The organism is Stenotrophomonas sp. STEN063 (genome assembly GCF_056854515.1).
On record NZ_JBXFWF010000024.1, the window covers coordinates 38,384 to 58,282 of the forward strand.

Annotated in this window: 23 protein-coding genes; 7 read left to right on the forward strand and 16 right to left on the reverse strand. The window is 64.4% G+C overall.

Going from position 1 to position 19,899, the window contains the following annotated elements:
- Positions 1-2: 2 nt before the first annotated feature.
- The 6 genes from AC1VWL_RS08550 to AC1VWL_RS08575 are packed head-to-tail and all read right to left on the reverse strand — an operon-like array spanning position 3 to position 3,410.
- On the reverse strand, positions 3-575 hold the full coding sequence (locus AC1VWL_RS08550) for a PH domain-containing protein (RefSeq protein WP_482986390.1): 573 nt from the start codon (positions 573-575) through the stop codon (positions 3-5).
- Positions 572-1,867 carry an alpha/beta hydrolase gene (locus AC1VWL_RS08555; RefSeq protein WP_482986391.1) on the reverse strand — a complete coding sequence of 432 codons (1,296 nt, stop codon included), beginning with the start codon at positions 1,865-1,867 and terminating at the stop codon, positions 572-574. The genes AC1VWL_RS08550 and AC1VWL_RS08555 overlap by 4 nt, the downstream gene beginning before the upstream one ends.
- A complete protein-coding gene (locus AC1VWL_RS08560) occupies positions 1,867-2,049 on the reverse strand; it encodes a DUF4177 domain-containing protein (protein WP_481516908.1) in 183 nt (60 codons plus the stop codon). Before AC1VWL_RS08560 ends, AC1VWL_RS08555 begins: the two co-directional genes overlap by 1 nt.
- On the reverse strand, positions 2,046-2,225 hold the full coding sequence (locus AC1VWL_RS08565; RefSeq protein ID WP_481531573.1) for a type II toxin-antitoxin system antitoxin: 180 nt from the start codon (positions 2,223-2,225) through the stop codon (positions 2,046-2,048). The genes AC1VWL_RS08560 and AC1VWL_RS08565 overlap by 4 nt, the downstream gene beginning before the upstream one ends.
- Complete coding sequence (locus tag AC1VWL_RS08570) at positions 2,222-2,506, reverse strand: hypothetical protein (protein WP_482986392.1); 285 nt, start codon at positions 2,504-2,506, stop codon at positions 2,222-2,224. Before AC1VWL_RS08570 ends, AC1VWL_RS08565 begins: the two co-directional genes overlap by 4 nt.
- A 22-nt stretch (positions 2,507-2,528) precedes the next feature.
- Positions 2,529-3,410: an SPFH domain-containing protein gene (locus tag AC1VWL_RS08575; RefSeq protein WP_296248186.1), complete on the reverse strand. Its 882-nt coding sequence runs from the start codon at positions 3,408-3,410 to the stop codon at positions 2,529-2,531.
- 262 nt (positions 3,411-3,672) lie between these two features.
- Between AC1VWL_RS08575 and purT the strand changes: the two genes are divergently transcribed.
- Entirely contained in the window at positions 3,673-4,857 is a 1,185-nt protein-coding gene (purT, locus tag AC1VWL_RS08580; protein ID WP_482986393.1) for a formate-dependent phosphoribosylglycinamide formyltransferase, read from the forward strand.
- Between the two features lie 242 nt (positions 4,858-5,099).
- Here purT and AC1VWL_RS08585 read toward each other — a convergent pair whose 3' ends face one another.
- The 3 genes from AC1VWL_RS08585 to AC1VWL_RS08595 all read right to left on the reverse strand — a co-directional run bounded on the left by AC1VWL_RS08585 (position 5,100) and on the right by AC1VWL_RS08595 (position 7,652).
- A complete protein-coding gene (locus AC1VWL_RS08585; protein ID WP_482986402.1) occupies positions 5,100-6,266 on the reverse strand; it encodes an endonuclease/exonuclease/phosphatase family protein in 1,167 nt (388 codons plus the stop codon).
- Between the two features lie 132 nt (positions 6,267-6,398).
- On the reverse strand, positions 6,399-6,770 hold the full coding sequence (locus AC1VWL_RS08590; RefSeq protein WP_481614530.1) for a hypothetical protein: 372 nt from the start codon (positions 6,768-6,770) through the stop codon (positions 6,399-6,401).
- Between the two features lie 120 nt (positions 6,771-6,890).
- On the reverse strand, positions 6,891-7,652 hold the full coding sequence (locus AC1VWL_RS08595) for an arginyltransferase (RefSeq protein WP_482986394.1): 762 nt from the start codon (positions 7,650-7,652) through the stop codon (positions 6,891-6,893).
- A 150-nt stretch (positions 7,653-7,802) separates the two neighbouring features.
- Between AC1VWL_RS08595 and AC1VWL_RS08600 the strand changes: the two genes are divergently transcribed.
- On the forward strand, positions 7,803-8,387 hold the full coding sequence (locus AC1VWL_RS08600; RefSeq protein WP_482986395.1) for an EF-hand domain-containing protein: 585 nt from the start codon (positions 7,803-7,805) through the stop codon (positions 8,385-8,387).
- A 66-nt stretch (positions 8,388-8,453) separates the two neighbouring features.
- Here the strand turns inward: AC1VWL_RS08600 and AC1VWL_RS08605 are convergent, their stop codons facing one another.
- The 4 genes from AC1VWL_RS08605 to AC1VWL_RS08620 form a co-directional block, all read right to left on the reverse strand.
- The gene (locus AC1VWL_RS08605) at positions 8,454-9,668 is read right to left on the reverse strand and encodes an RNA polymerase sigma factor (protein WP_296248199.1); all 1,215 of its coding nucleotides are present in this window, start codon (positions 9,666-9,668) and stop codon (positions 8,454-8,456) included.
- Positions 9,669-9,729: 61 nt separating this feature from the next.
- Positions 9,730-10,263 (reverse strand): pathogenicity-like protein, encoded by a 534-nt coding sequence (locus AC1VWL_RS08610; RefSeq protein WP_482986396.1) that lies wholly within the window; start codon positions 10,261-10,263, stop codon positions 9,730-9,732.
- 3 nt (positions 10,264-10,266) lie between these two features.
- Positions 10,267-11,163: an acyl-CoA thioesterase II gene (tesB, locus tag AC1VWL_RS08615; RefSeq protein WP_282271430.1), complete on the reverse strand. Its 897-nt coding sequence runs from the start codon at positions 11,161-11,163 to the stop codon at positions 10,267-10,269.
- 117 nt (positions 11,164-11,280) lie between these two features.
- Entirely contained in the window at positions 11,281-12,063 is a 783-nt protein-coding gene (locus AC1VWL_RS08620; RefSeq protein ID WP_481614535.1) for an enoyl-CoA hydratase/isomerase family protein, read from the reverse strand.
- 36 nt (positions 12,064-12,099) lie between these two features.
- Between AC1VWL_RS08620 and AC1VWL_RS08625 the strand changes: the two genes are divergently transcribed.
- The gene (locus AC1VWL_RS08625) at positions 12,100-12,543 is read left to right on the forward strand and encodes a copper chaperone PCu(A)C (protein ID WP_482986397.1); all 444 of its coding nucleotides are present in this window, start codon (positions 12,100-12,102) and stop codon (positions 12,541-12,543) included.
- Here the strand turns inward: AC1VWL_RS08625 and AC1VWL_RS08630 are convergent, their stop codons facing one another.
- Positions 12,544-13,407: a cupin domain-containing protein gene (locus tag AC1VWL_RS08630; protein WP_482986398.1), complete on the reverse strand. Its 864-nt coding sequence runs from the start codon at positions 13,405-13,407 to the stop codon at positions 12,544-12,546.
- A 116-nt stretch (positions 13,408-13,523) separates the two neighbouring features.
- On the opposite strand from AC1VWL_RS08630, the gene AC1VWL_RS08635 reads away from it, so the two are divergent.
- A complete protein-coding gene (locus tag AC1VWL_RS08635) occupies positions 13,524-14,057 on the forward strand; it encodes a carboxymuconolactone decarboxylase family protein (RefSeq protein WP_482986399.1) in 534 nt (177 codons plus the stop codon).
- 181 nt (positions 14,058-14,238) lie between these two features.
- Here the strand turns inward: AC1VWL_RS08635 and AC1VWL_RS08640 are convergent, their stop codons facing one another.
- Both AC1VWL_RS08640 and uvrA read right to left on the reverse strand, forming a co-directional pair.
- On the reverse strand, positions 14,239-14,646 hold the full coding sequence (locus AC1VWL_RS08640) for an acyl-CoA thioesterase (protein ID WP_296248213.1): 408 nt from the start codon (positions 14,644-14,646) through the stop codon (positions 14,239-14,241).
- Entirely contained in the window at positions 14,643-17,606 is a 2,964-nt protein-coding gene (gene uvrA, locus AC1VWL_RS08645) for an excinuclease ABC subunit UvrA (protein WP_482986400.1), read from the reverse strand. Before uvrA ends, AC1VWL_RS08640 begins: the two co-directional genes overlap by 4 nt.
- 296 nt (positions 17,607-17,902) lie before the next feature.
- Here uvrA and rplU point away from each other — a divergent pair, with 296 nt between their 5' ends.
- From rplU to obgE, 3 genes are all read left to right on the forward strand, one after another.
- The gene (rplU, locus tag AC1VWL_RS08650; RefSeq protein WP_282269142.1) at positions 17,903-18,211 is read left to right on the forward strand and encodes a 50S ribosomal protein L21; all 309 of its coding nucleotides are present in this window, start codon (positions 17,903-17,905) and stop codon (positions 18,209-18,211) included.
- Positions 18,212-18,230: 19 nt separating this feature from the next.
- Positions 18,231-18,491: a 50S ribosomal protein L27 gene (rpmA, locus tag AC1VWL_RS08655; RefSeq protein WP_282269141.1), complete on the forward strand. Its 261-nt coding sequence runs from the start codon at positions 18,231-18,233 to the stop codon at positions 18,489-18,491.
- A 168-nt stretch (positions 18,492-18,659) separates the two neighbouring features.
- Positions 18,660-19,718, forward strand: coding sequence for a GTPase ObgE (gene obgE, locus AC1VWL_RS08660; protein WP_482986401.1), 1,059 nt, complete (start codon positions 18,660-18,662; stop codon positions 19,716-19,718).
- Positions 19,719-19,899: the final 181 nt, after the last annotated feature.

The window sequence follows — 19,899 nt, forward strand, 5'->3', positions numbered from 1 at the left end:
GCTTAGGCCGGTGCGCCGCCGTCGGCCAGCCGCCTGAGTTCATCCAGCAGGGCGCGCGGCTGTTCGGGGCTGACCAGCACGCTGTTGCCGTCGCGCAGCGGGATCACCAGTACGCGGCTGTTGTCGGTGATCAGGCAGAAGGCGTTGCCGCCACCCTTCATGTGGAAGTGGCCCGCGCGGAAGCCGGGGAACTGGAAGCCATTGGATTTCCCGCCCGGCTTGAAATCAGGGTTCTCTGCGAAATTGACGATGCGCGCGCGTTCCAGGCGCATCGAACTCAGCGCCACGCGCCGGGTGTACAAGGTGGCGGCGATGGTCAATTGCTTCGGTTCAACGCGCAGTTCGCGTCGCCGGTAGGCCACGGTCAGCGCTGCGCCAACCACGGACAGTATCAACCAGCCGCCCCAGGAGGCGAACGTCGCCTGGAACGGTGGCTTGCCGGCGAACACCCTGGTCAGCGGATCGATGCTGAGCACCAGCAGCATGGGCGTCCACAACCAGAGCAGGATTGAGCTGGTTGGCGTGGCGACGTTGAATGCCGTTGTCTCGGTTGGCGAGGTGTCCCGGCTGCTCATCGCTGCGCCTTGATCCATAGCGCGATGTCGTTGATCAGCGCTGGATCGACGTGGCCCGGGCGCGCGTATTCTTCCAGTGAGCCCTTGCCTTCACCGGCGATGCCGAGGTGGTTGAGCGCCGGGTAGTGCCGGAAGCGGTAGCGCTCCCCCTGCAGGCCCTTGTTCCACAGCTGCCAGTCGGTGTCGATCACCTGGAAGTCGCGGCCACCCTGCAGCACCAACACTGGCAGCGTGCTGTCGCGTGCGTCGGCGATGGGGTCGACTGCTTCCAGCTGCTGCCAGAACCGACCGGGGACATCCATCAACCGCGCTTCCGGATTGCCGCGCACGTTCGCTATTGCTGCGTCCAGTGCGGTGAGCTGGGCTTGGTCCTCGGCGCTGATCGTGCCGTCCAGGCCAAGCATGTAGCGGTTCTGCTCGGCCAGCAGGTCGAGGATGGGGCGCGCGGGTGCAGCCAGCAGTACCAGTCCTGCCAGCTTGCCATTGGCCGCCTTGGCGATGCGCCCGGCCAGCATTCCTCCCTGGCTGTGGCCCAGCAGATACACGTGGCGAGGATCGATGTTGGCGTTGCCCGCCAACGCGCTTACCGCCGCGACCGCATCGTTGGTGGTTTCGTCATCAACGCTGAAGCTGCCTTTGAAATCCTGCGGACGTGCATGACTGCGCTTTTCGTAACGCAGCACGGCAATGCCCTGCGCGGCGAGTCCACGCGCGATGTCCAGGAACGGGCGGTTGGGGCCGATGGTTTCATCGCGGTCCTGCGGGCCGGAGCCGTGCACCAGCACAATGGCGGGGAAGGGGCCCTTGCCCTTGGGCAGGGTCAGCGTGCCCGGCAGTGGCGCGCTGGCGCTACCACTGGCCGGTACGCTGAAGTCCTGCTCGATGAAGCTGGCATCCGCCGCAGGCGGTGGTGCCGGCGCAGCCGTTGCAGGCTGCACCAGGAAGCCTGCCACCTTGTCGTCCTTGTCCAGCACGATGCGTGCCTGCAGTGCGCCATTGGCGTAGCGCAGTGGGACGACAACGATGCGGAAGCCGTCGGCTTCGCTGGTTGTTGCTTCACCGCGCGGGCCGGCCGCGCCCATCTGCGCGGGCAGTGATTCCCAGACTGCCTTGAGCTTGTCTGCCGGTACCGCCGCTTTCATCTGCGCCGAAAAATCCGCTTCGGCAGCAGCGTATTGGCCAGCATCAAGCCGGTCCAGTAGCTGGGTGGCCAAGGCAGCCGGGTCGGCAGCCTGTGCGCTGCCGGCGAGTGAGAGAATCGCTGCGGTGATCAATCTCCCCAAGGTCTTCATTACAGCGCCTTTTTGAAAACCAGTGTGGGGGTGGAGATGGTGGGTGTGGCATGGACCACGTTGACCAGCTCCCAGCCAAGCCGGCCTTGCTTGTCCAGTTCTTCCTGCAGTGTTTCTGCCTTGAAGCTGCCCATCAGGGTGGTTTTCAATTCGACGACGAGGTATTTCCACTGCGTGCTCATTGCTCTTCCTTGGGTTCCTGCTCAGGTTTGGGTAGGCGCCCGGCCTTGCGCAGGGCGTCGCGGATCACGTACTCGATCTGCGCGTTGAGGCTGCGCAGTTCGTCGTCGGCCCAGCGCTGGGTCGCAGCCAGAACATCAGCGTTGATGCGCAGCGGATAGGCCTTCTTCTCGCTCACCGGCGGGGTGCTCCGTTGTTGCCGCGGCGTAGGTGCAGCACCAGCGAAATGCCCAGCGCATTGACTGCCACCACCAGCGCGATGATCACGCCGTAGGCGATGTTGCGGTTGTCACCGGCCAGATAGACGCCGGTGGCCGCCACGAACATGCACAGTGCGATCAAGGCCCAGTGCAGGCCCAGCCCGCGTGCATGGGCGGTGCCGGGGCGTCCGCTCCACACGGCGAAGCACAGGGCCGGAACGCCGGTGGCTGCGATGATCAGGGGGGCGAAAACATTCACTGCGATTACCTCACTACGTTGTTCAGTACAGCGAACCGGCATTGACGATCGGCTGGGTGCCACGGTCCGAGCACAGCACGGTCAACAGGTTGCTGACCATGTGTGCCTTGCGCTCTTCGTCGAGGGTGACGACGGCGTTCTTCTGCAGTTCCAGCAGTGCCATCTCGACCATGCCGACGGCACCGGCGACGATCTGCGTGCGTGCTGCGATCACCGCGCTGGCCTGCTGGCGCTGCAGCATGGCCTGGGCGATTTCCGGGGCGTAGGCAAGGTGACTGATGCGGGCATCAAGTACCTGCACGCCGGCATCGGCCAGGCGCTCGGCCAGCTCATCCTTCAGGTGCTGGGAGATCTCGGCGGCGTGGCTGCGCAGGGCAAGCTGGCCTTCGGTGTGCTGGTCATAGGGATAGCTGGTGGCCATCGCACGCAGTGCCGATTCGGACTGGATGTGCACGAAGCTCTCGTAGTCGTCGACGTTGTAGACCGCTTCGGAGGCATCGATTACCTGCCAGACGATGACCGCTGCGATCTCGATCGGCGAGCCGTCCAGTTCATTGACCTTGAGCTTGCCGCTCTCGAAGTTACGCACGCGCTGGCTGACGGTGCGCTTGCTGAAGAAAGGGTTGTTCCAGCGCAGGCCGTTGTCCTTGACCGTGCCCACGTACTTGCCGAACAGGCTGATCACGGCCACCTGGTTGGGCTGGACCATGTACAGGCCGCAGCTGAGGAAGATGCCAACAACCAGCAATGCGATGCCGCCGAGCACCAGCATCCCGCCGCCACCGGTGCCGTTCTTGGTGACCACGACCGCACCGACGATGGCAGCGGTGCCGGCCAGCATCATCAGCAAGGTGCCGAGGAGGGTGGGAATACCGGTAATGGAACCGAGGGACTTCTCTTTCATGGCACATCTTCCGTGGTGGTTGGAATGAAAGATATCAAATTGATATCAACATGCAAGCGGTTTTGACGAGGCTCCCCGCAGGGCCGGAAACCCGTAGCCCGGGTAAGCGGCAGCGCACCCGGGGAGTAAGCTGGCCCGTAATCGCCACGGTAGTTCCGCTCACTCCCTGGGTGTGCTGACGCTGCCCCGGGCTACGATGTCCGCTCGCCGCGCCGGCTTGCCTAGAATAGGCACCCTCTTTTGTGCCTTCCGGACCTGCCTGATGATCACCCTCGGTACCCCGTTGTCCCCATCCGCTACCCGCGTCCTGTTGCTTGGTTCGGGCGAACTGGGCAAGGAAGTGGCCATCGAGCTGCAGCGTTTCGGGGTGGAAGTGATTGCCGCGGACCGCTACGCCAATGCCCCGGCCATGCAGGTTGCGCACCGCAGCCATGTGCTGGACATGCTCGACCCGGCCGCACTGAAGGCCTTGATCGCGCAGGAGCAGCCACACCTGGTGGTGCCCGAGATCGAGGCCATCCACACCGAAACCCTGGTGCAGCTGGAAGCCGAGCAGGGCCTGCGGGTGATCCCGACCGCGCGTGCCGCGCGCCTGACCATGGACCGCGAAGGCATCCGCCGCCTGGCCGCGGAAACCCTGGGCCTGCCGACCTCGCCCTACCGCTTCGTCGATACCGAGGCCGAGTACCGCGAGGCCGTTGCCGCGATCGGCTTGCCGTGCGTGGTCAAGCCGGTGATGTCGTCCTCGGGCAAGGGCCAGAGCACGCTGCGCAGCGAGGCCGACATCGGCCCGGCGTGGGAATACGCGCAGACCGGCGGTCGCGCCGGTGCCGGCCGCTGCATCGTCGAAGGCTTCATCGACTTCGATTACGAGATCACCCTGCTGACCGTGCGTCATGCCGGAGGTACCGCGTTCTGCGATCCGGTCGGCCATCTGCAGAGGGATGGCGATTACCGCGAAAGCTGGCAGCCGCAGGCGATGTCGGCCAAGGCGCTGGAAGGTGCGCAGCAGATTGCCCGCGCCATCACCGATGACCTTGGTGGTTGGGGGCTGTTCGGTGTCGAGTTGTTCGTGAAGGGCGATGCGGTGTGGTTCAGCGAGGTCTCGCCGCGTCCGCACGACACTGGCCTGGTCACCCTGGTATCGCAGGAGCTGAGCGAGTTCGCGCTGCACGCGCGCGCCATTCTTGGCCTGCCGATCCCGACCATCCGCCACAACGGTGCATCTGCATCGTGCGCGATGTTGGCGCAGGGCAACGGCGTGCCGTTCTTCAGCAACGTGGCCGAAGCATTGATCCATCCGGATTCGGCGCTGCGCCTGTTTGGCAAGCCGATGGTGCAGGGCCAGCGGCGTGTTGGCGTGACCCTGGCGCGTGCCGCTGATGTGGATCAGGCGCGTGCGATTGCGCGTGATGCGGCAGCGACGATTGGAATCGAGCTGCGCTGAGATCTGCTCCCTCCCTTTGCCGAAGGCAAGGGGAGGGTTGGGGAGGGGTAAGGCTTAGCTGCTGTGATCCAGCTCCCACACCAGCAGTCAGCCGTATGCTTGTGGGAGCGATGTAAGCCGCGAAGCTGGCAATGCTGCAGCGGCGGGATGCATCGTCATCTGGTGATGTACGAGCTTCGCGGCTTACGCCGCTCCCACAACATCCAGGCACAAAAAAACGCCGGCTTAGCCGGCGTTTTCTTTTACTTCACATCCACCCAGACAAGGTGGTGATCGCTGCCATCGGCGATCTTCGCTTCCGAGCTGTCGTTGGCGGGCCAGAACACGCCGCTGCCGATATAGCTCAAGCCGGTGGACGGCAGTACATAGTCCAGGCGCATGGTGCCTGAGCGCGGGCCGAAATCACCGGTGGCGTGCTGCGGCGCGCCGCGGCGGACAATGCCTTTCTCCGCGTAGGCCAGGCTGGTCTGCTCGGCACCGACGCTGGTCGGCGTCGGGTAGCGCAGCACGCGCGGGTGTTCCAGCAGTTCGAGGATGGCGTCGTGGCGGCCGTCGCCATCGGCCGGATCGTTGTTCAAGTCGCCAACGATGACGAAGCGTGCATCGGCAGCCAGGCCACCGCAGCTGCCCTTGTCATCGCACAGCCACGGCTTGTCGCCGCCGTCCAGGTACTCCTTCCACAGCCGCAGTTCGTCGTGGTTGCGGGCGGCGTTGCGCTTTTCCTTGCCGTCGAACACCGGCGGGGTGGGGTGCGATGCCAGCACGTGCACGGTGCCGAGCGGGGTGCGCACCGGCACGTCCCAATGCGACTTGGAGGAGAGCCGCAGCTGCGACCACACCGCGTCCGGCCAGAACGATTTGCCGGTGCTCGGCTCGATCGGTCGCAAGGCGCCGGGCAGGGTGCTCCACTTCAACAGCTGGAACGTGCGTACGGAAGCTTCATCGATCGGGTACTTGGACAGCACCAGCATGCCGTATTGGCCCGGGTGCAGGCCGTAACCCCAGGCGTCGTTGCCACGCTCGCGGCCTTTGCCGCCGACGGTGCCGTTGTTGTCCAGGTCCAGTCCGCTGGGCACGCCGGTGTTGACCGGTGCCAGGTAGCGATACGGGTACTTGAGCGCTTCGCCGCCGCCGGGCTGGGCGACTTCAAGATAGCGTTGCTGGAACAGGTCGGCGGCGCGGTGGGCGTCGTCGAAGTCGAATTCATTGAGCAGGACCAGATCCGGTCGCGTCTGCTGCAGCACAGCAGCGATCTTGCGCGCGTGCGCGCTGTCGCCCTGCAGTTCGCGGATCAGGCCGCCTTCCTCCTCGGAGTACAGCGAGGTGTTGTAGGTTGCCAGCCGGAGCTGGGCAGGCGCGCTGGCGCTGCCGCTGGGTGTGGTGGAACAGGCTGCCAACAGCAGGGTCATCGGGGCGAGTAGGGTTGAGATGCGCATCCGCCGATTTTCTCACGTCGTCATGACGATGAGGCGAAAAAGCGAAGCTGCGAAAACACGAACGCCCCGCATGCGGGGCGTCCATGGATGGCGCTGTTACGTTGCTTAGAACGTGCAGCCCATCGCGCCGAAGCTGGTCTTGGCCTGTTCCAGCGCGGTCTTGCACTGGTTGGCCAGCTCGGTCTTGTCGGTCACGCCAGCCCAGGCGCTACGCGACTGCTCGATGCCCTGCTTCATCATGTCACGCTGGGCTTCGGGCACCTTGTCGCTGATGCATGCGTAGACCTTTTCCAGGTACTGGTCGCATTCCGGAACGCCGGTGCCGGCCTTGACGGTGTCGGTTGACGGCGCCGGGGTGACTTCGGCGGCAGCGGTCGGGTTGGCTGCTGGCGCCTCGGTGGCCGGGGTCTCTGCCTTCTTGCAGCCGGCGAGGGCCAGGGTGCCAATGGCAGCCAGAATCAAAAATTGGGTCTTCACGCATTGCTCCTGTTGAATGGATACTTCCTTGCGTCATCACGATGCGCGATGACATTCCCATTCTGCATAAATCCCGGTTAAATGTGCATCAACGCAAGTCGCCATTGAGCTGCCTCCCAATCAACGTTGGTCGTTGCCAAGGCCCTGTTCGCCCTGCAGCCAGCGCTTGCCGTCGAAATACTCCAGCGGATGGAAGCGGCGCTTGTAGTCCATCTTGCGGTGGCCGTTGATCCAATAGCCCAGGTACAGATGTGGCAAGCCGTTGCGCTTGGCCCAGGCGATCTGCTGCAGGATGCCGAAGGTGCCCAGGCTGCGTTTTTCCTGGTCCGGATCAAAGAACGTATAGACCGCCGACAGGCCGAGGTCGGTGACGTCGGTGACGGCGACAGCCAGCAGCTGCCCGCGTTTTCCGGCCACGCCGGGCGCGCGGATTTCCATGAAGCGGCCATGTGACCAGCTGCCGATCAGGAACTGGTCGAACTCATGCGGGCCATGCTCGTCCATGCCACCCTTGGCATGGCGGTGGGACAGGTAGCGCTGATACAGGGCGAACTGTTCGTCGGTACGCTCGGCAGGCAGGATCCGGCATTGCAGGTCGGCGTTGTGCGCCAGGCAGCGGCGCTGGCTGCGGTCCGGGTTGAAGCGCTCCACGGGAATGCGTACCGGCACGCAGGCGCGGCAACCTTCGCAGTGCGGGCGGTAGACCAGATCGCCGGAGCGGCGGAAGCCCCAGGTCAATGCCATCGGGTAAAGCGCGCCCAGCCGCTCGTCCTGGGGGTCCAGCACAAGGTCGCGTGCCTGTCGTTCCGGCCAGTAGCCGCAAGCGTGCTCGCCGGTCTGGAACAGGCGCAGTTCTTCGTTGTTTTCGCCGTGGGCTGCCATGCGTACAGCATAGCCGTGGCGCGTCGCAAAACCTGCGCCTGTCTGCGTGATGAATATGGCCGGTACGCAGGTCAACCAAGCCGATGGCTGGTGCGTTGACCGTAGCGAGGACGCAATGCCGCGTCCGCAGCCTCACCACGGAGCAACACCATGACCAAGACCCACCGCAAACCTCTCCTCCTGCTGGCGATGCTGCTGGCCACCTCGGCGACCGGCTTGGTGTTCGCGGCTGCGCCGACCAGCACCAGCCCGGCGCCGCAGCGCCTGGATGCCAACAATGATGGCGTGGTTGATCGCCAGGAAGCAGCGGCCCGTCCGCATCTGGCACAGCGTTTCGACGAGTTGGACAGGAACAAGGACGGCAAGCTGTCGCGCGAGGAAATGGCGCAGATGCGGCACGGCGGGCGTCACGGCGGTGATCGCCACGGCGGCCACCGCGGGCCGCGTGATGGCGGCTTCATGCGTGGCATGGATACCGACAACGACGGCCGCATCAGTGCCGCCGAGTACCAGGCCAACTTCACCCGTCTGGACGTCAACAAGGACGGCTATATCGATCAGGCTGATCGCCAGGCCCGCGCTGAACAGCGTCGTGCGGAGTGGTTTGCCAAGGCCGATACCAACAAGGATGGCAAGTTGAGCCCGGAAGAACTTCAGGCTGCACGGAAGGATGGGCATCGCGAGCATCGTGGCCCGCGCGGCCCGATGCCGCCGCAGGCTCCGGCTGCGAAGTAAGTTCTACAAAGGCGCCGATCGACAACACCCCCGCTGGCAACAGCGGGGGTGTTTTGTTGCTGGAGTTCAGTGCTGCAGCAGCGCGTACAGCGTCGCCGCAACCGCCAGCAGCGATGCGCTGACCACGGCGCTGCGACCGAACATGCTCTGATAGATCCAGGACGGACCCTTGCGGCCATGGCGAGCCGCGTCACGTGCAAGCATCGGCGCCATCACGCGCGGCAGCGTGACCAGGTACTGGTAGTTCAATACGGCCATGCCTATTGCCAGAGTCAGCAGTCCGCCAACCAGACCCATGCGGAACACTACGCCGGCCATGGCACAGATGCAGAACACGAAGGCGCCGATGGTGTGCAGGCGCATGAAACGGCGAACACGCTGGGTTTCCTCCGGCGTCTCGGCATAGTGCAGCAGGTAGAGATTGGTGAGATAGGCCCCGAGCGTGCCAAACACGACTGCGCCGGCCACTATCCATAGATCGAAAGGATTCGGGAACAGCGCATTTACGGTAGCGCCGAGTGTTCCTGCGGCCGCGCCGCTGCCGGCGGTGTTGATGCCAAGACTGCCGATTCCCAGTTTGCCAGCACTGGTGCCGGCAACTCCTGCACCACTGGCAATGATCGCAGCGCTGGCTACGCCAGGCGCTGCCAACATCAGTGCCGAGCTGACCAAGGCAGCGAAAGCGGCGCTCGGCGCAGAGCTGCGGGCGAATTCACCGAAGCGCTTGAGCATCTCCTCGCGCACGCTGGCACGAGCGCGCGACAGACGCTTGCGCACAGCGGCATCGCTCAGGCCCAGCAGCATGGCCACCTGCTGCGAACTCTGCCCTTCGCGGTAGTACAGCAGCAACGCTTCGCGGCTGTCCTCGGGCAGGGCCGAGATGATTTCCTCGGCGACCAGTTCTTCCTCCACCCGCGCCATCGCGTCGACACCGTTGGGCGAGGGATCGGCGGCCATGCTGATGGCGATTTCCGCAGCCTCGCCGCTGAGCGGACGGTTGCGGTTGGCGCGCAGCCAGTCGCGGGCCAGGTTGCGGGTGATCTGCCGCAGCCAGGGCAGGAAGCTGGAACTGTTGTTGAGCTGGGTGAGCTGCTGCCAGGCCTTGATGAAGGCTTCCTGGGCGATGTCCTCGCTGGCCTGCACATCGCGGGTGATGGCCAGGGCGATGGCGGTCACCGTGTTCTGGCAGGCCATCACGATGCGCCCATAGGACTGCGTGCAGCCCTGGCGGGCGGCAGGCAGCTCGTTCTGCAGCAGGATTTCCAGCGTTTCGGTGCTCATCGGACAGGCCTTTTCGACGGTACTGCCAAACAGGACGGGCACCGAAGCCCGATGTGACCGATTATTTTTCCGGTGCCGGTGCCGGTGCGGGCGGGGTGTCGGGCTGGGACTGGATGCGCACGCGGAACTCGTCTTCGCCCGGTTGCGGCTGGGCCGGTTGTGCCTGTGCCGGGTTGGCGGGGGCTGTGGCTGCAGGCGCGGGCGCAGTGCGATGGCGCATCATGATCACCAGCGCCACGCCGGCAATCACCACCAGCAAAGCGATGCGGATGCGCCACGCCCAACTGCGGCCATTGCTGGTTTCACCGGGTGTTTCGCGGAAAGCGTATTCCGCGGTGGGATGGTCGCGGCGGGTGGTGTCGAGCAGGCGCTTGTCGCGCAGGATCTCGCGCGCACGCGGCTGGTCGTTGGCATGCACCACCCAGACCGAAGGCAGGTTCTCGTTGTTGACCTTGTCGGTATAGCTGAACTGGCCGCGGCGCTTGCTGTGATACGAGCGGCCGTTGGTGACGCGCACCTCGATACCGGCATCACGCAGGATCTGCGCTACGCCCTCGGCGTTCTCGACGCGCTGGCTGCTGAAAATCTTGCGCATGGTTCAGCCCTTGCTCGCTTCGTTGTCGTCGGGGGTCACGCGGATCAGGCCTTCCTGTGCGGTGCTGGCGACCAGCACGCCATCGCGGGTATAGAACTGGCCACGCGCCAGACCGCGCGAATCCTGCGCGCTGGGGCTGTCCAGCGAGTACAGCAGCCAGTCGTCGGCGCGGAACGGGCGGTGGAACCAGATCGCATGGTCGAGCGAGGCCATCTGCACATGCGGCTGGTAGTAGCTGATGCCGTGCGGGAAGGTGGCCGTGCCGAGCAGATGGAAGTCGGAGGCGTAGGCCAACAGCGCCTGGTGCAGCTCCGGCGCATCGCCGATCTTCTCGTTCAAGCGCAGCCACACCTGGTGATAGGGCGGGCGCTTGGGCGGGTTCAGTTCGTCGCGCGGATAGACGTGGCGGAATTCGAACGGACCGCCGCGCGAAAGCCAGCGCTGCACCTTCACCGGCAAGCGCTCCAGCACATCGGCCGGCAGTGGACGGCTCGGCTCGATGTCCTCCGGCTGCGGTACATCCGGCATCTTGTGCTGGTGTTCGGCACCACGCTCGGCCTGCTGGAACGAGGCCGCGCAGAAGAAAATCACCTTGCCGTGCTGGATGGCGGTGACCCGGCGTACCGAGAAGCTGCCGCCATCACGGGTGCGGTCCACGTCATAGACGATGGGGTGGTCGATGTTGCCCGCACGCAGGAAATAGGCGTGCAGCGAATGCACGTGGCGGCCGTTCTCGACCGTGGCCTGGGCGGCGGCCAGCGCCTGCCCCAGCACCTGCCCGCCGAACACGTATTTGGTGCCGATATCGCGGCTCTGGCCGCGGAACAGGTTGTCCTCCAGCCGCTCCAGCGACAGCAGGTCAATCAGTTCGGAGACCACGGGTTCAGGCGTGTTGGACAAGGCGGCGGCCTTCTTTTCGACAGGCCGCGATTATAGGCGAGCGGGGACGGGGCAACGCAGGCAGGGCAGCACCCGGCATGTCACCGCTGCCAATCCCCAATCCCAACTCCCGAATCCCTAGTTCTTGCCCAGGCGAGCCGCCAAGGCCTGTAAAGCGCCCTGCGCATCCGGCGAGAACCACGCCTCGACAAAGCGTTCCAGCTGGATGTGTTCGGCCTGCATGGCCTCATGCAGGTCGGCGCGGGCGATGGCGCGGGTCTGCAGCATCGGCTGCGGCGGCAGCTTGAGTTGGGCCTGCAGCCAGCCGATGGCGCGATCGACCACCTGCGCTGCGCCGTCAGCCAGTTCATCGACCAGGCCGATTTCCAGGGCGCGCTCGGCGCTGACCAGCTGGCCGCCGGTCAGCAAGACGCCGGCGCGGTGGTGGCCGACCACGCGGCGCATCAGGCGTTGGATGCCTTCCGGCGCGACCAGGCCGACCTGTACCTCGTTCAGGCCGATCACATAGGGCTTGGCCGGGTCGGTGCTGCGCGCCATCACCCGGTAATCGCAGCACAGTGCCAGCACACAACCGCCGGCCGGTGAGTGGCCGGTCAGCGCGGCAACTACAGGCACGCGGCTTTCGGCCAGCACGCGGGCGGCACCGAAGAAGGCCTGCCAGCTGTCCATCAATTTGCGCTTGTCATCGCCATGCGAGAGCAGGTGCGGCACATCCATGCCGCCGGTGAAGATGCGCTCGCTGCCGGACAGCACGATGCCGTGCACGTCGTCGGTCATGGCCACGGTGACGGCGGCAATCAGTGCGCGGCACAGTTCGGTGTCCAGCGCGTTGACCGGCGGCCGCGCCAGGCGCAGTTCACGGATGGGGCCATGGTTGATCACTTCGATGAGCGTGGTCATGCTGCAGGTTCTCGTACGGCAAGGAGTCGTGGCCTGATGATAACCAAACCATTCGTGGGCGTACTGTTGGCCTTGTGTGCGTTCGAGGCCGCGGCTGCAGCACCGGCCTGTGTGACCGTGGAACAGGGCTGGGTGCGGTTGACGCCGGCGGCGATGCGAATGGCGGCGGGCTTTGCGCGCATCCGCAACGGCTGCGCCAGCGAGGTGGTTGTCGTCGGTGCGGGCAGCAAGGCCTTTGCTGATGTGTCGTTGCATGAAACCACGGTGGTACAGGGCGTCAGTCGGATGCGGGAGATCGAGCGCTTGCCGATTGCTGCCGGGGCAGTTGCCGAGCTGAAGCCCGGCGGTCTGCACTTGATGCTGATGCAACCGGAAGTGTCGCTGACGGAAGGCGCGCAGTTGCCGTTGCGGCTGAGCCTGGAAGATGGAACCAAGGTGGACGGCATGCTGCAGGTACGACGCGAGCCGCCCGCGCGCTGATCAGGCATCGGCCTGCTTCAGCCAGTCGCGCGGCGACATCCCGGTTCTGGAGGCGAATACCCGCGACAGCGCCGAGGCATTGGCATAGCCCAGCTCGTCGGCCAGCGTCTTGATCGGCCGGCCTTGCCGCAGCCGGCGCTGGGCCAGTGCGATGCGCCAATCGGTGAGGTAGTCCAGCGGCGTCTGTCCGACGATGTCGCGAAAACTGTTGGCAAATGCGGTGCGCGACATGCCTGCCTGTTCGGCGAGGCTGCTGAGTGTCCAGCTCTCGCCGGGACGATCGTGCATGGCGGCCAAGGCGCGCGACAGACGCTGATCCGACAGCCCGGTGATGAAGCCGGCGGGTATTCCTGCTTCCTGCGGATGATCCAGCAGCCAGCGAAGGAGCTGGATGACCACGACTTCGAACAGGCGATCGGTCAGCAGCCGCTGACCGCAGCGGACGTTGTCGGTCTCGTTGAACAGCAGTTCCAGCGTCATTGCCAGGCCGGGGATGCGTGCCAGCGGCAACGCGATCAGCGAGGGCAGGCCACGCACCAGCGGATGGGCGATGCCGCCATCGAAGTCCAGGCGTGCACAGGTGAAGTCAGCGCCCTCGCGCGGTGGGTTGTGGAAGCGATGGCTGAACGGTCGCGGATAGAACAGCAGCGTCGGCTCCTCGAAGTGCATCGAGGCCGGGATATCGCGGCTGCCGGGATGGCTGACCTCGAGCTGGCCACGCCGCAGTACGTGCAGGTAGGCGTGTCCTTCACCCGCATCGAAGCTGGTCAGCCCGCACAGCGGGCCGGAGTGGAACAGCTGGGCCTGGAAGCGGAAGTTCTCCAGGACGCCTGCCAGGCGATCCACGGGCGGGAGATTGCTCATCTGTATCAATTGGTTTGTTTGATGGACTGATCGTATCAAATCGTTCGATCCGCGACGGGATACTTCTTCCACGGGCTGATGGCCCGGCAACCATTCAAACCGAACAGGAGATCACCATGTCACGCATCAATCTGGAAACCCGGACCGCCCCCGCCGCCAGCCAGCCACTGCTGGCGCAGATCCACCAGGCCTTCGGCGCGACGCCGAACATGTTCAAGGCGGTGTCCAACTCCCCGGCTGCATTGCAGAGCATGTGGGCTGCGTTTGGCGCGCTGGGCAAGGGCAGCCTTGGCAGCAAGCTGGGCGAGCAGCTTGCTGTTGCCATCGCCAACCGCAACAGCTGCGAATACTGCCTGGCCGCGCATACCGTGCTGGGGCAGAAGGCGGGTGCCAGTGCGGCTGAGATGGCATCGGCGCAGGTGGGGCAGTCCGAGGATTCGCGTACCGCCGCCGCGCTCCGTTTCGCGCTGAAAGTCGTGGAGCAGCGTGCGCAGCTGGATGACGCCGATGTGGCTGAGCTGCGTAGCGTGGGCTTCGGCGACGAGCAGATCGTCGAGATTCTCGCGCATGTGGCGTTGAACCTATTCACCAACTACATCAACGTGGCGCTGGATGTGCCGGTGGATTTTCCGAAGGTTGCCTTGAAGTAAGGCTGCGCGAACGCGGGGAGGTCCGCGTGATGCCTGCAACTGCAGCTTGAGCCCCTCTCCCACCGGGAGAGGGGTTGGGGAGAGGGTAGAAGCGCCGCGCTGCCAACAACCCCAGTGCTGAACCGACCCTCATCCGCCCCTTCGGGGCACCTTCTCCCGGAGGGGGAAGGGTCAGGCGGGCTCAGCTCGAAGCACCCCGAACAGCCTCCGGCAAGGGCGCACTCTTGCCGGTCTGCGTATCCATCCAGACCACCACCACGTTGCCGTCCGAATACAGCTTGCTGTCGTCGTTCTGGTCAACAATGCGGTGACCAATGGTCACGCTGCTATTGCCCAGGCGCTCGACAAACAACTCGACCACGATGTCGTTTGGCCACACGATCGGCAGGCGATAGTTGATGTTGGTATTGGCCACCACCGGCGCGATGCGGTCGGTCATCGACACGCCTTCCACGCCCAGCATCCAGCGCACGCGCGCCTCTTCCAGATACGAAACGTACTTGGCGTTGTTGACGTGGCCCATCGAGTCCATGTCGCGCCAACGCACGCTGATCGGTACGCGGGCCAGTTGCTTGTGCTCGTTGCTCATTTTGCAGCCTTCTTCTTGGCGGGGGCGGCAGCCTTATTGGCTGCTGCTTTCTTGACCGGCTTTTCCTTGCGCGGCGGACGCGCATCAGGCTTGTTGGCCACGGCCGCAGGTTGTTCCGGGCGCGCGCTGGTCGAAGGCAGCATCTTGGCCAGGAACTGGCCGGTGTAGGAGTCCGGATGTGCCGCCACGTCTTCCGGCGTGCCGGTGACCAGCACCGTGCCGCCGCGATGGCCGCCTTCCGGACCAAGATCGACGATCCAGTCCGCAGTCTTGATCACGTCCAGGTTGTGCTCGATCACCACCACGGTGTTGCCCTCGTCGCGCAGCTTGTGCAGCACGCCGAGCAGGGCCTCGATGTCGTGGAAATGCAGGCCGGTGGTCGGCTCGTCGAGGATGTACAGGGTGCGGCCGGTATCGCGACGGGACAGTTCCTTGGACAGCTTCACGCGCTGTGCTTCACCACCGGACAGCGTGGTCGCGCTCTGGCCGAGCTTGATGTAGCTCAGGCCCACGTCCATCAGCGTTTCCAGCTTGCGTGCGATCGACGGTACCGGCTCGAACAGGCGCAGTGCATCTTCGACGGTCATTTCCAGCACGTCGTTGATGTTGAAGCCCTTGTAGAGGATCTCCAGCGTCTCGCGGTTGTAGCGCTTGCCGTGGCACACGTCGCAAGGCACATACACGTCCGGCAGGAAGTGCATTTCCACCTTGATCAGGCCATCGCCCTGACAGGCCTCGCAGCGGCCGCCGCGCACGTTGAAGCTGAAACGGCCCGGCGAATAACCACGCGCACGCGCCTCCGGCACCTGCGCGTACAGCTCACGCAGCGGCGTGAACAGGCCGGTGTAGGTTGCCGGATTGGAACGCGGGGTGCGGCCGATTGGCGACTGGTCGATGTCGACGACCTTGTCGAACAGGTCCAGCCCCTCGACGCTCTTGTACTTGGCGATGGGGTGCGAAGAACCGTTGATCTCGTTCGCCGCCAGCGAGAACAAGGTGTCGTTGATCAGCGTCGACTTGCCCGAGCCGGACACGCCGGTGACGCAGGTCAGCAGGCCGGACGGAATATCCAGGTCCACGTTCTTCAGGTTGTTGCCGCTGGCGCCACGCAGGCGCAGCGTCATCTTCGGGTTGGGCTTGTGGCGGCGCGCCGGGATCTCGATCTGGCGTTTGCCGGACAGGTACTGGCCGGTCAGCGAACGCGGTGCATCCAGCAGGTCCTGCAGCTGGCCCTGGCCGACGATCTCGCCGCCGTGCACACCTGCGCCCGGGCCGATGTCGACCACGTAATCGGCCAGCCGGATCGCGTCTTCGTCGTGCTCGACCACGATCACTGTATTGCCCAGGTCGCGCAGGCGGGTGAGGGTGCCGAGCAGGCGCTCGTTGTCTCGCTGGTGCAGGCCAATGGACGGCTCGTCCAGCACGTACATCACGCCGACCAGGCCGGCGCCGATCTGCGAGGCAAGACGAATGCGCTGTGCTTCGCCGCCGGACAAGGTATCGGCCTTGCGCTCCAGGGTCAGGTAGTCCAGGCCGACGTCGACCAGGAAGCCGAGTCGCTCACCGATTTCCTTGACGATCTTGGTGGCGATCTCGCCACGCCAACCGGGCAGGCTCAGCTCGCTGAAGAAGCGCTTGGCTTCGTCGATCGGCAGCACCGCGATTTCCGGCAGCGGTCGGTCGGCGACAAACACGTTGCGCGCGGCCTTGTTCAAGCGCGCGCCCTTGCACTCCGGGCACGGCCGCGAGCTGATGTACTTGGCCAGCTCCTCACGCACCGCAGGCGATTCGGTCTCGCGGTAACGGCGCTCAAGGTTGGGGATGATGCCTTCGAAGCGGTGCTTGCGCTGGTTGCGACCACCGGCTTCGGTGAAATAGGTGAAGGTGATCTGCTCTTCGCCGCTGCCGTACAGCACGGCCTGCTTCACGTTGTCCGACAGCGACTGCCAGCTGGCGTCCACATCGAACTTGTAGTGCTTGGCCAGCGAGGCGATCAGCTGGAAGTAGTAGGCATTGCGACGGTCCCAGCCACGCACCGCACCGGCGGCCAGCGACAGCTCCGGATGCACCACCACGCGGTTCGGGTCGAAGAACTCGGCCACGCCCAGCCCATCGCAGCCCGGGCAGGCGCCGACCGGCGAATTGAACGAGAACAGGCGCGGTTCCAGCTCCGGCAGCGCGTAATCACAGACCGGGCAGCTGTACTTGGAGGAGAACAGCTGCGGCGTGCTGTCGGCGGCATCCAGGGTCATCACCGTGGCCATGCCATCGCCCAGCTTGAGCGCGGTCTCAAAGCTTTCGGCCAGGCGCTGCTTGATGTCTTCGCGCGGACGGAAACGATCCACCACGGCCTCGATGGTGTGCTTCTGGCGCAGGGTCAGCGCCGGCACTTCATCGATTTCATACAGCTCGCCGTCAACGCGTACACGCACGAAGCCCTGCGCACGCAGCTGGTCGAAGACCTGGGCGTGTTCGCCCTTGCGATCACGGATCACCGGCGCCAACAGCATGTAGCGTTGCTCCGGATCCAGGGTCAGGACCTGGTCGACCATCTGGCTGACGGTCTGCGCTTCCAGCGGGTAGCCATGGTCCGGGCAGCGCGGGCTGCCGACGCGGGCGTAGAGCAGGCGCAGGTAGTCGTAGATCTCGGTGATGGTGCCGACGGTGGAGCGCGGGTTATGCGAGGTCGACTTCTGCTCGATGGAGATCGCCGGCGACAGGCCTTCGATGTGGTCCAGGTCGGGCTTCTCCATCACGCTCAGGAACTGCCGCGCATACGCCGACAGCGACTCGACATAGCGGCGCTGGCCCTCGGCATAGATGGTGTCGAACGCCAACGAGGACTTGCCCGAGCCGGACAGTCCGGTGATCACGATCAGTTTGTCGCGAGGCAGGTCGAGGTCGATGTTCTTGAGGTTGTGCGTCCGCGCACCGCGGATGCGGATGAAATCCATCGCCATGGGAAATCCGATTTGGACTGCTGCCGGCTGGGCCGGTAGCAGGAGGTGTGGGGGCGTCGCTGACGGCAGTCAATCAGCCTAGCGGCCTTGTGATTTGGGGGCAATTGCCAGTTTTGCCAGTGCTGTTTCCCGCCAGTGGGCCGGATGCCGGCTGCGGGCCTGAACCGGGGTTCAGGCCTGGCGGGTCAGGGCAGGGGGTGGGTTGACCCGAGCTCGGTCTGCCCGGTAAAATCCCGCTTCTGTCCGCCCTCGATGGCGGGCAAGGCGACCACAATAACTACAGAGGAAGTCTGGTCATGTATGCAGTTCTGGTAACTGGCGGTAAGCAGTACCGCGTCGTTCAGGGTGAAACCCTGCGCGTGGAAAAACTCGAAGTCGAAGCTGGCAACGAGATCAAGTTTGACAACATCCTGATGCTCGGCGATGCCGACGGCATCAAGCTGGGTGACGCGCTGAAGGGCGCTTCGGTGACCGCCAAGGTTGTGGCCCACGGCCGCGCCGACAAGGTCCGGATCATCAAGTTCCGTCGCCGCAAGCACCACATGAAGCGTCAGGGTCACCGTCAGTACTACACCGAAATCGAAATCACCGGCATCGCCGGCTAATTGCTAAGGAGAATCCGTCATGGCACATAAAAAGGGCGTAGGTTCCTCGCGCAACGGTCGCGATTCCAACCCGAAATACCTCGGCGTCAAGATCTTCGGTGGCCAGGCCATCGAAGCTGGCAACATCATCGTGCGTCAGCGCGGCACCCAGTTCCACCCGGGTGCAGGCGTCGGCCTGGGCCGTGACCACACGCTGTTCGCGCTGGTCGATGGCAAGGTTGAGTTCACGGTGAAGGGTGCCAACAAGCGCCGTACCGTCAGCGTTGTCACGGAAGCTTAATTCCGTACGCGCAAGCCGCCCATACTCCGGTGTGGGCTGCTGACGAGAGCCCCGCTTCGGCGGGGTTTTTCGTTGGAACCCCGACATTCCGGGGTGCAGGGCCGATAATGGGCTGTACCTGCTTCTGTTATTCCCCAATCCCCATTTCCCAATCCCGGCGTTAAATTCATGAAACTTGTAGACGAAGCGGAGATCGAAGTCATCGCTGGCAAAGGCGGCAATGGCTGTATCGGCTTTCGCCGCGAAAAGTTCATTCCGCTCGGTGGTCCGGATGGTGGCGATGGCGGCAATGGCGGCAGCGTCTGGATCCGTGCCGACGAGAACCTGAACACCCTGGTCGACTTCCGTCATGACCGCATCTTCAAGGCGCAGCGTGGCGAGAACGGCATGGGCCGTCAGGCGTATGGCAAGGGCGGCGAAGACCTGGTCATCACCGTGCCGGTCGGCACCGTGGTGATGAATGTCGACACCGACGAAGTCATTGGCGACATGACCACGCATGGCGACCGCCTGCTGGTGGCCAAGGGCGGCAAGGGTGGCCTCGGCAACATGCATTTCAAGAGCTCCACCAACCGCGCGCCGCGTCAGGCGCTGCCGGGTGAAGAGGGCGAGGAGCGCCTGCTCAAGCTGGAGCTGAAGCTGCTGGCCGACGTGGGTCTGCTGGGCTTCCCGAATGCGGGCAAGAGCACCTTGATTCGCGCCGTCTCGGCGGCGACGCCGAAGGTCGCTGATTACCCGTTCACCACCTTGTACCCGAACCTGGGTGTGGTGAAGGTAGAGAATTACCGCAGCTTCGTGATCGCCGATATTCCGGGCCTGATCGAGGGTGCGGCTGATGGTGCTGGCTTGGGCGCGCAGTTCCTGCGCCATCTGCAGCGCACCCGTCTGTTGCTGCACCTCGTCGACATCTCGCCGATGGAAGGTGGGGTTGAGGGCATCTCCCCGGTTGAGCAGGTGCGTGCGATCGAGCGCGAGCTGGGCAAGCATGACCCGGAACTGCTGGAGAAGCCGCGTTGGCTGGTGCTGAACAAGGCCGACCTGATGTTCGAGGACGAGGCCAAGGCAGCGGCTGAGCAGATCATCAAGGAGCTTGGTTGGACCGGCCCGTGGTATCTGGTGTCGGCGCTGGGTCGTGAAGGTACCTGGCCGATCATGAAGGACATCATCGCCTTCTTTGATCAGCAGAAGATTCTGGAAGCTGAAGAGCGTCACGCCGCGGGCGAGTAAGTTTTTCGCCGGCAGTTGATGTTTGAGGAAAGCCCGGCGAAAGCCGGGTTTTCTGTTTTGGCTTTAGCTTTAGCTTTAGTTTTAGCTATGGCTTTGGCTTTGGCTTTGGCTTTTGCTGTGGCTTTGGCTGGGGCTTTGGCTTTGGCTTTGGTTTTGGTTTTGGCAGTGGCTGGTGCTGGTG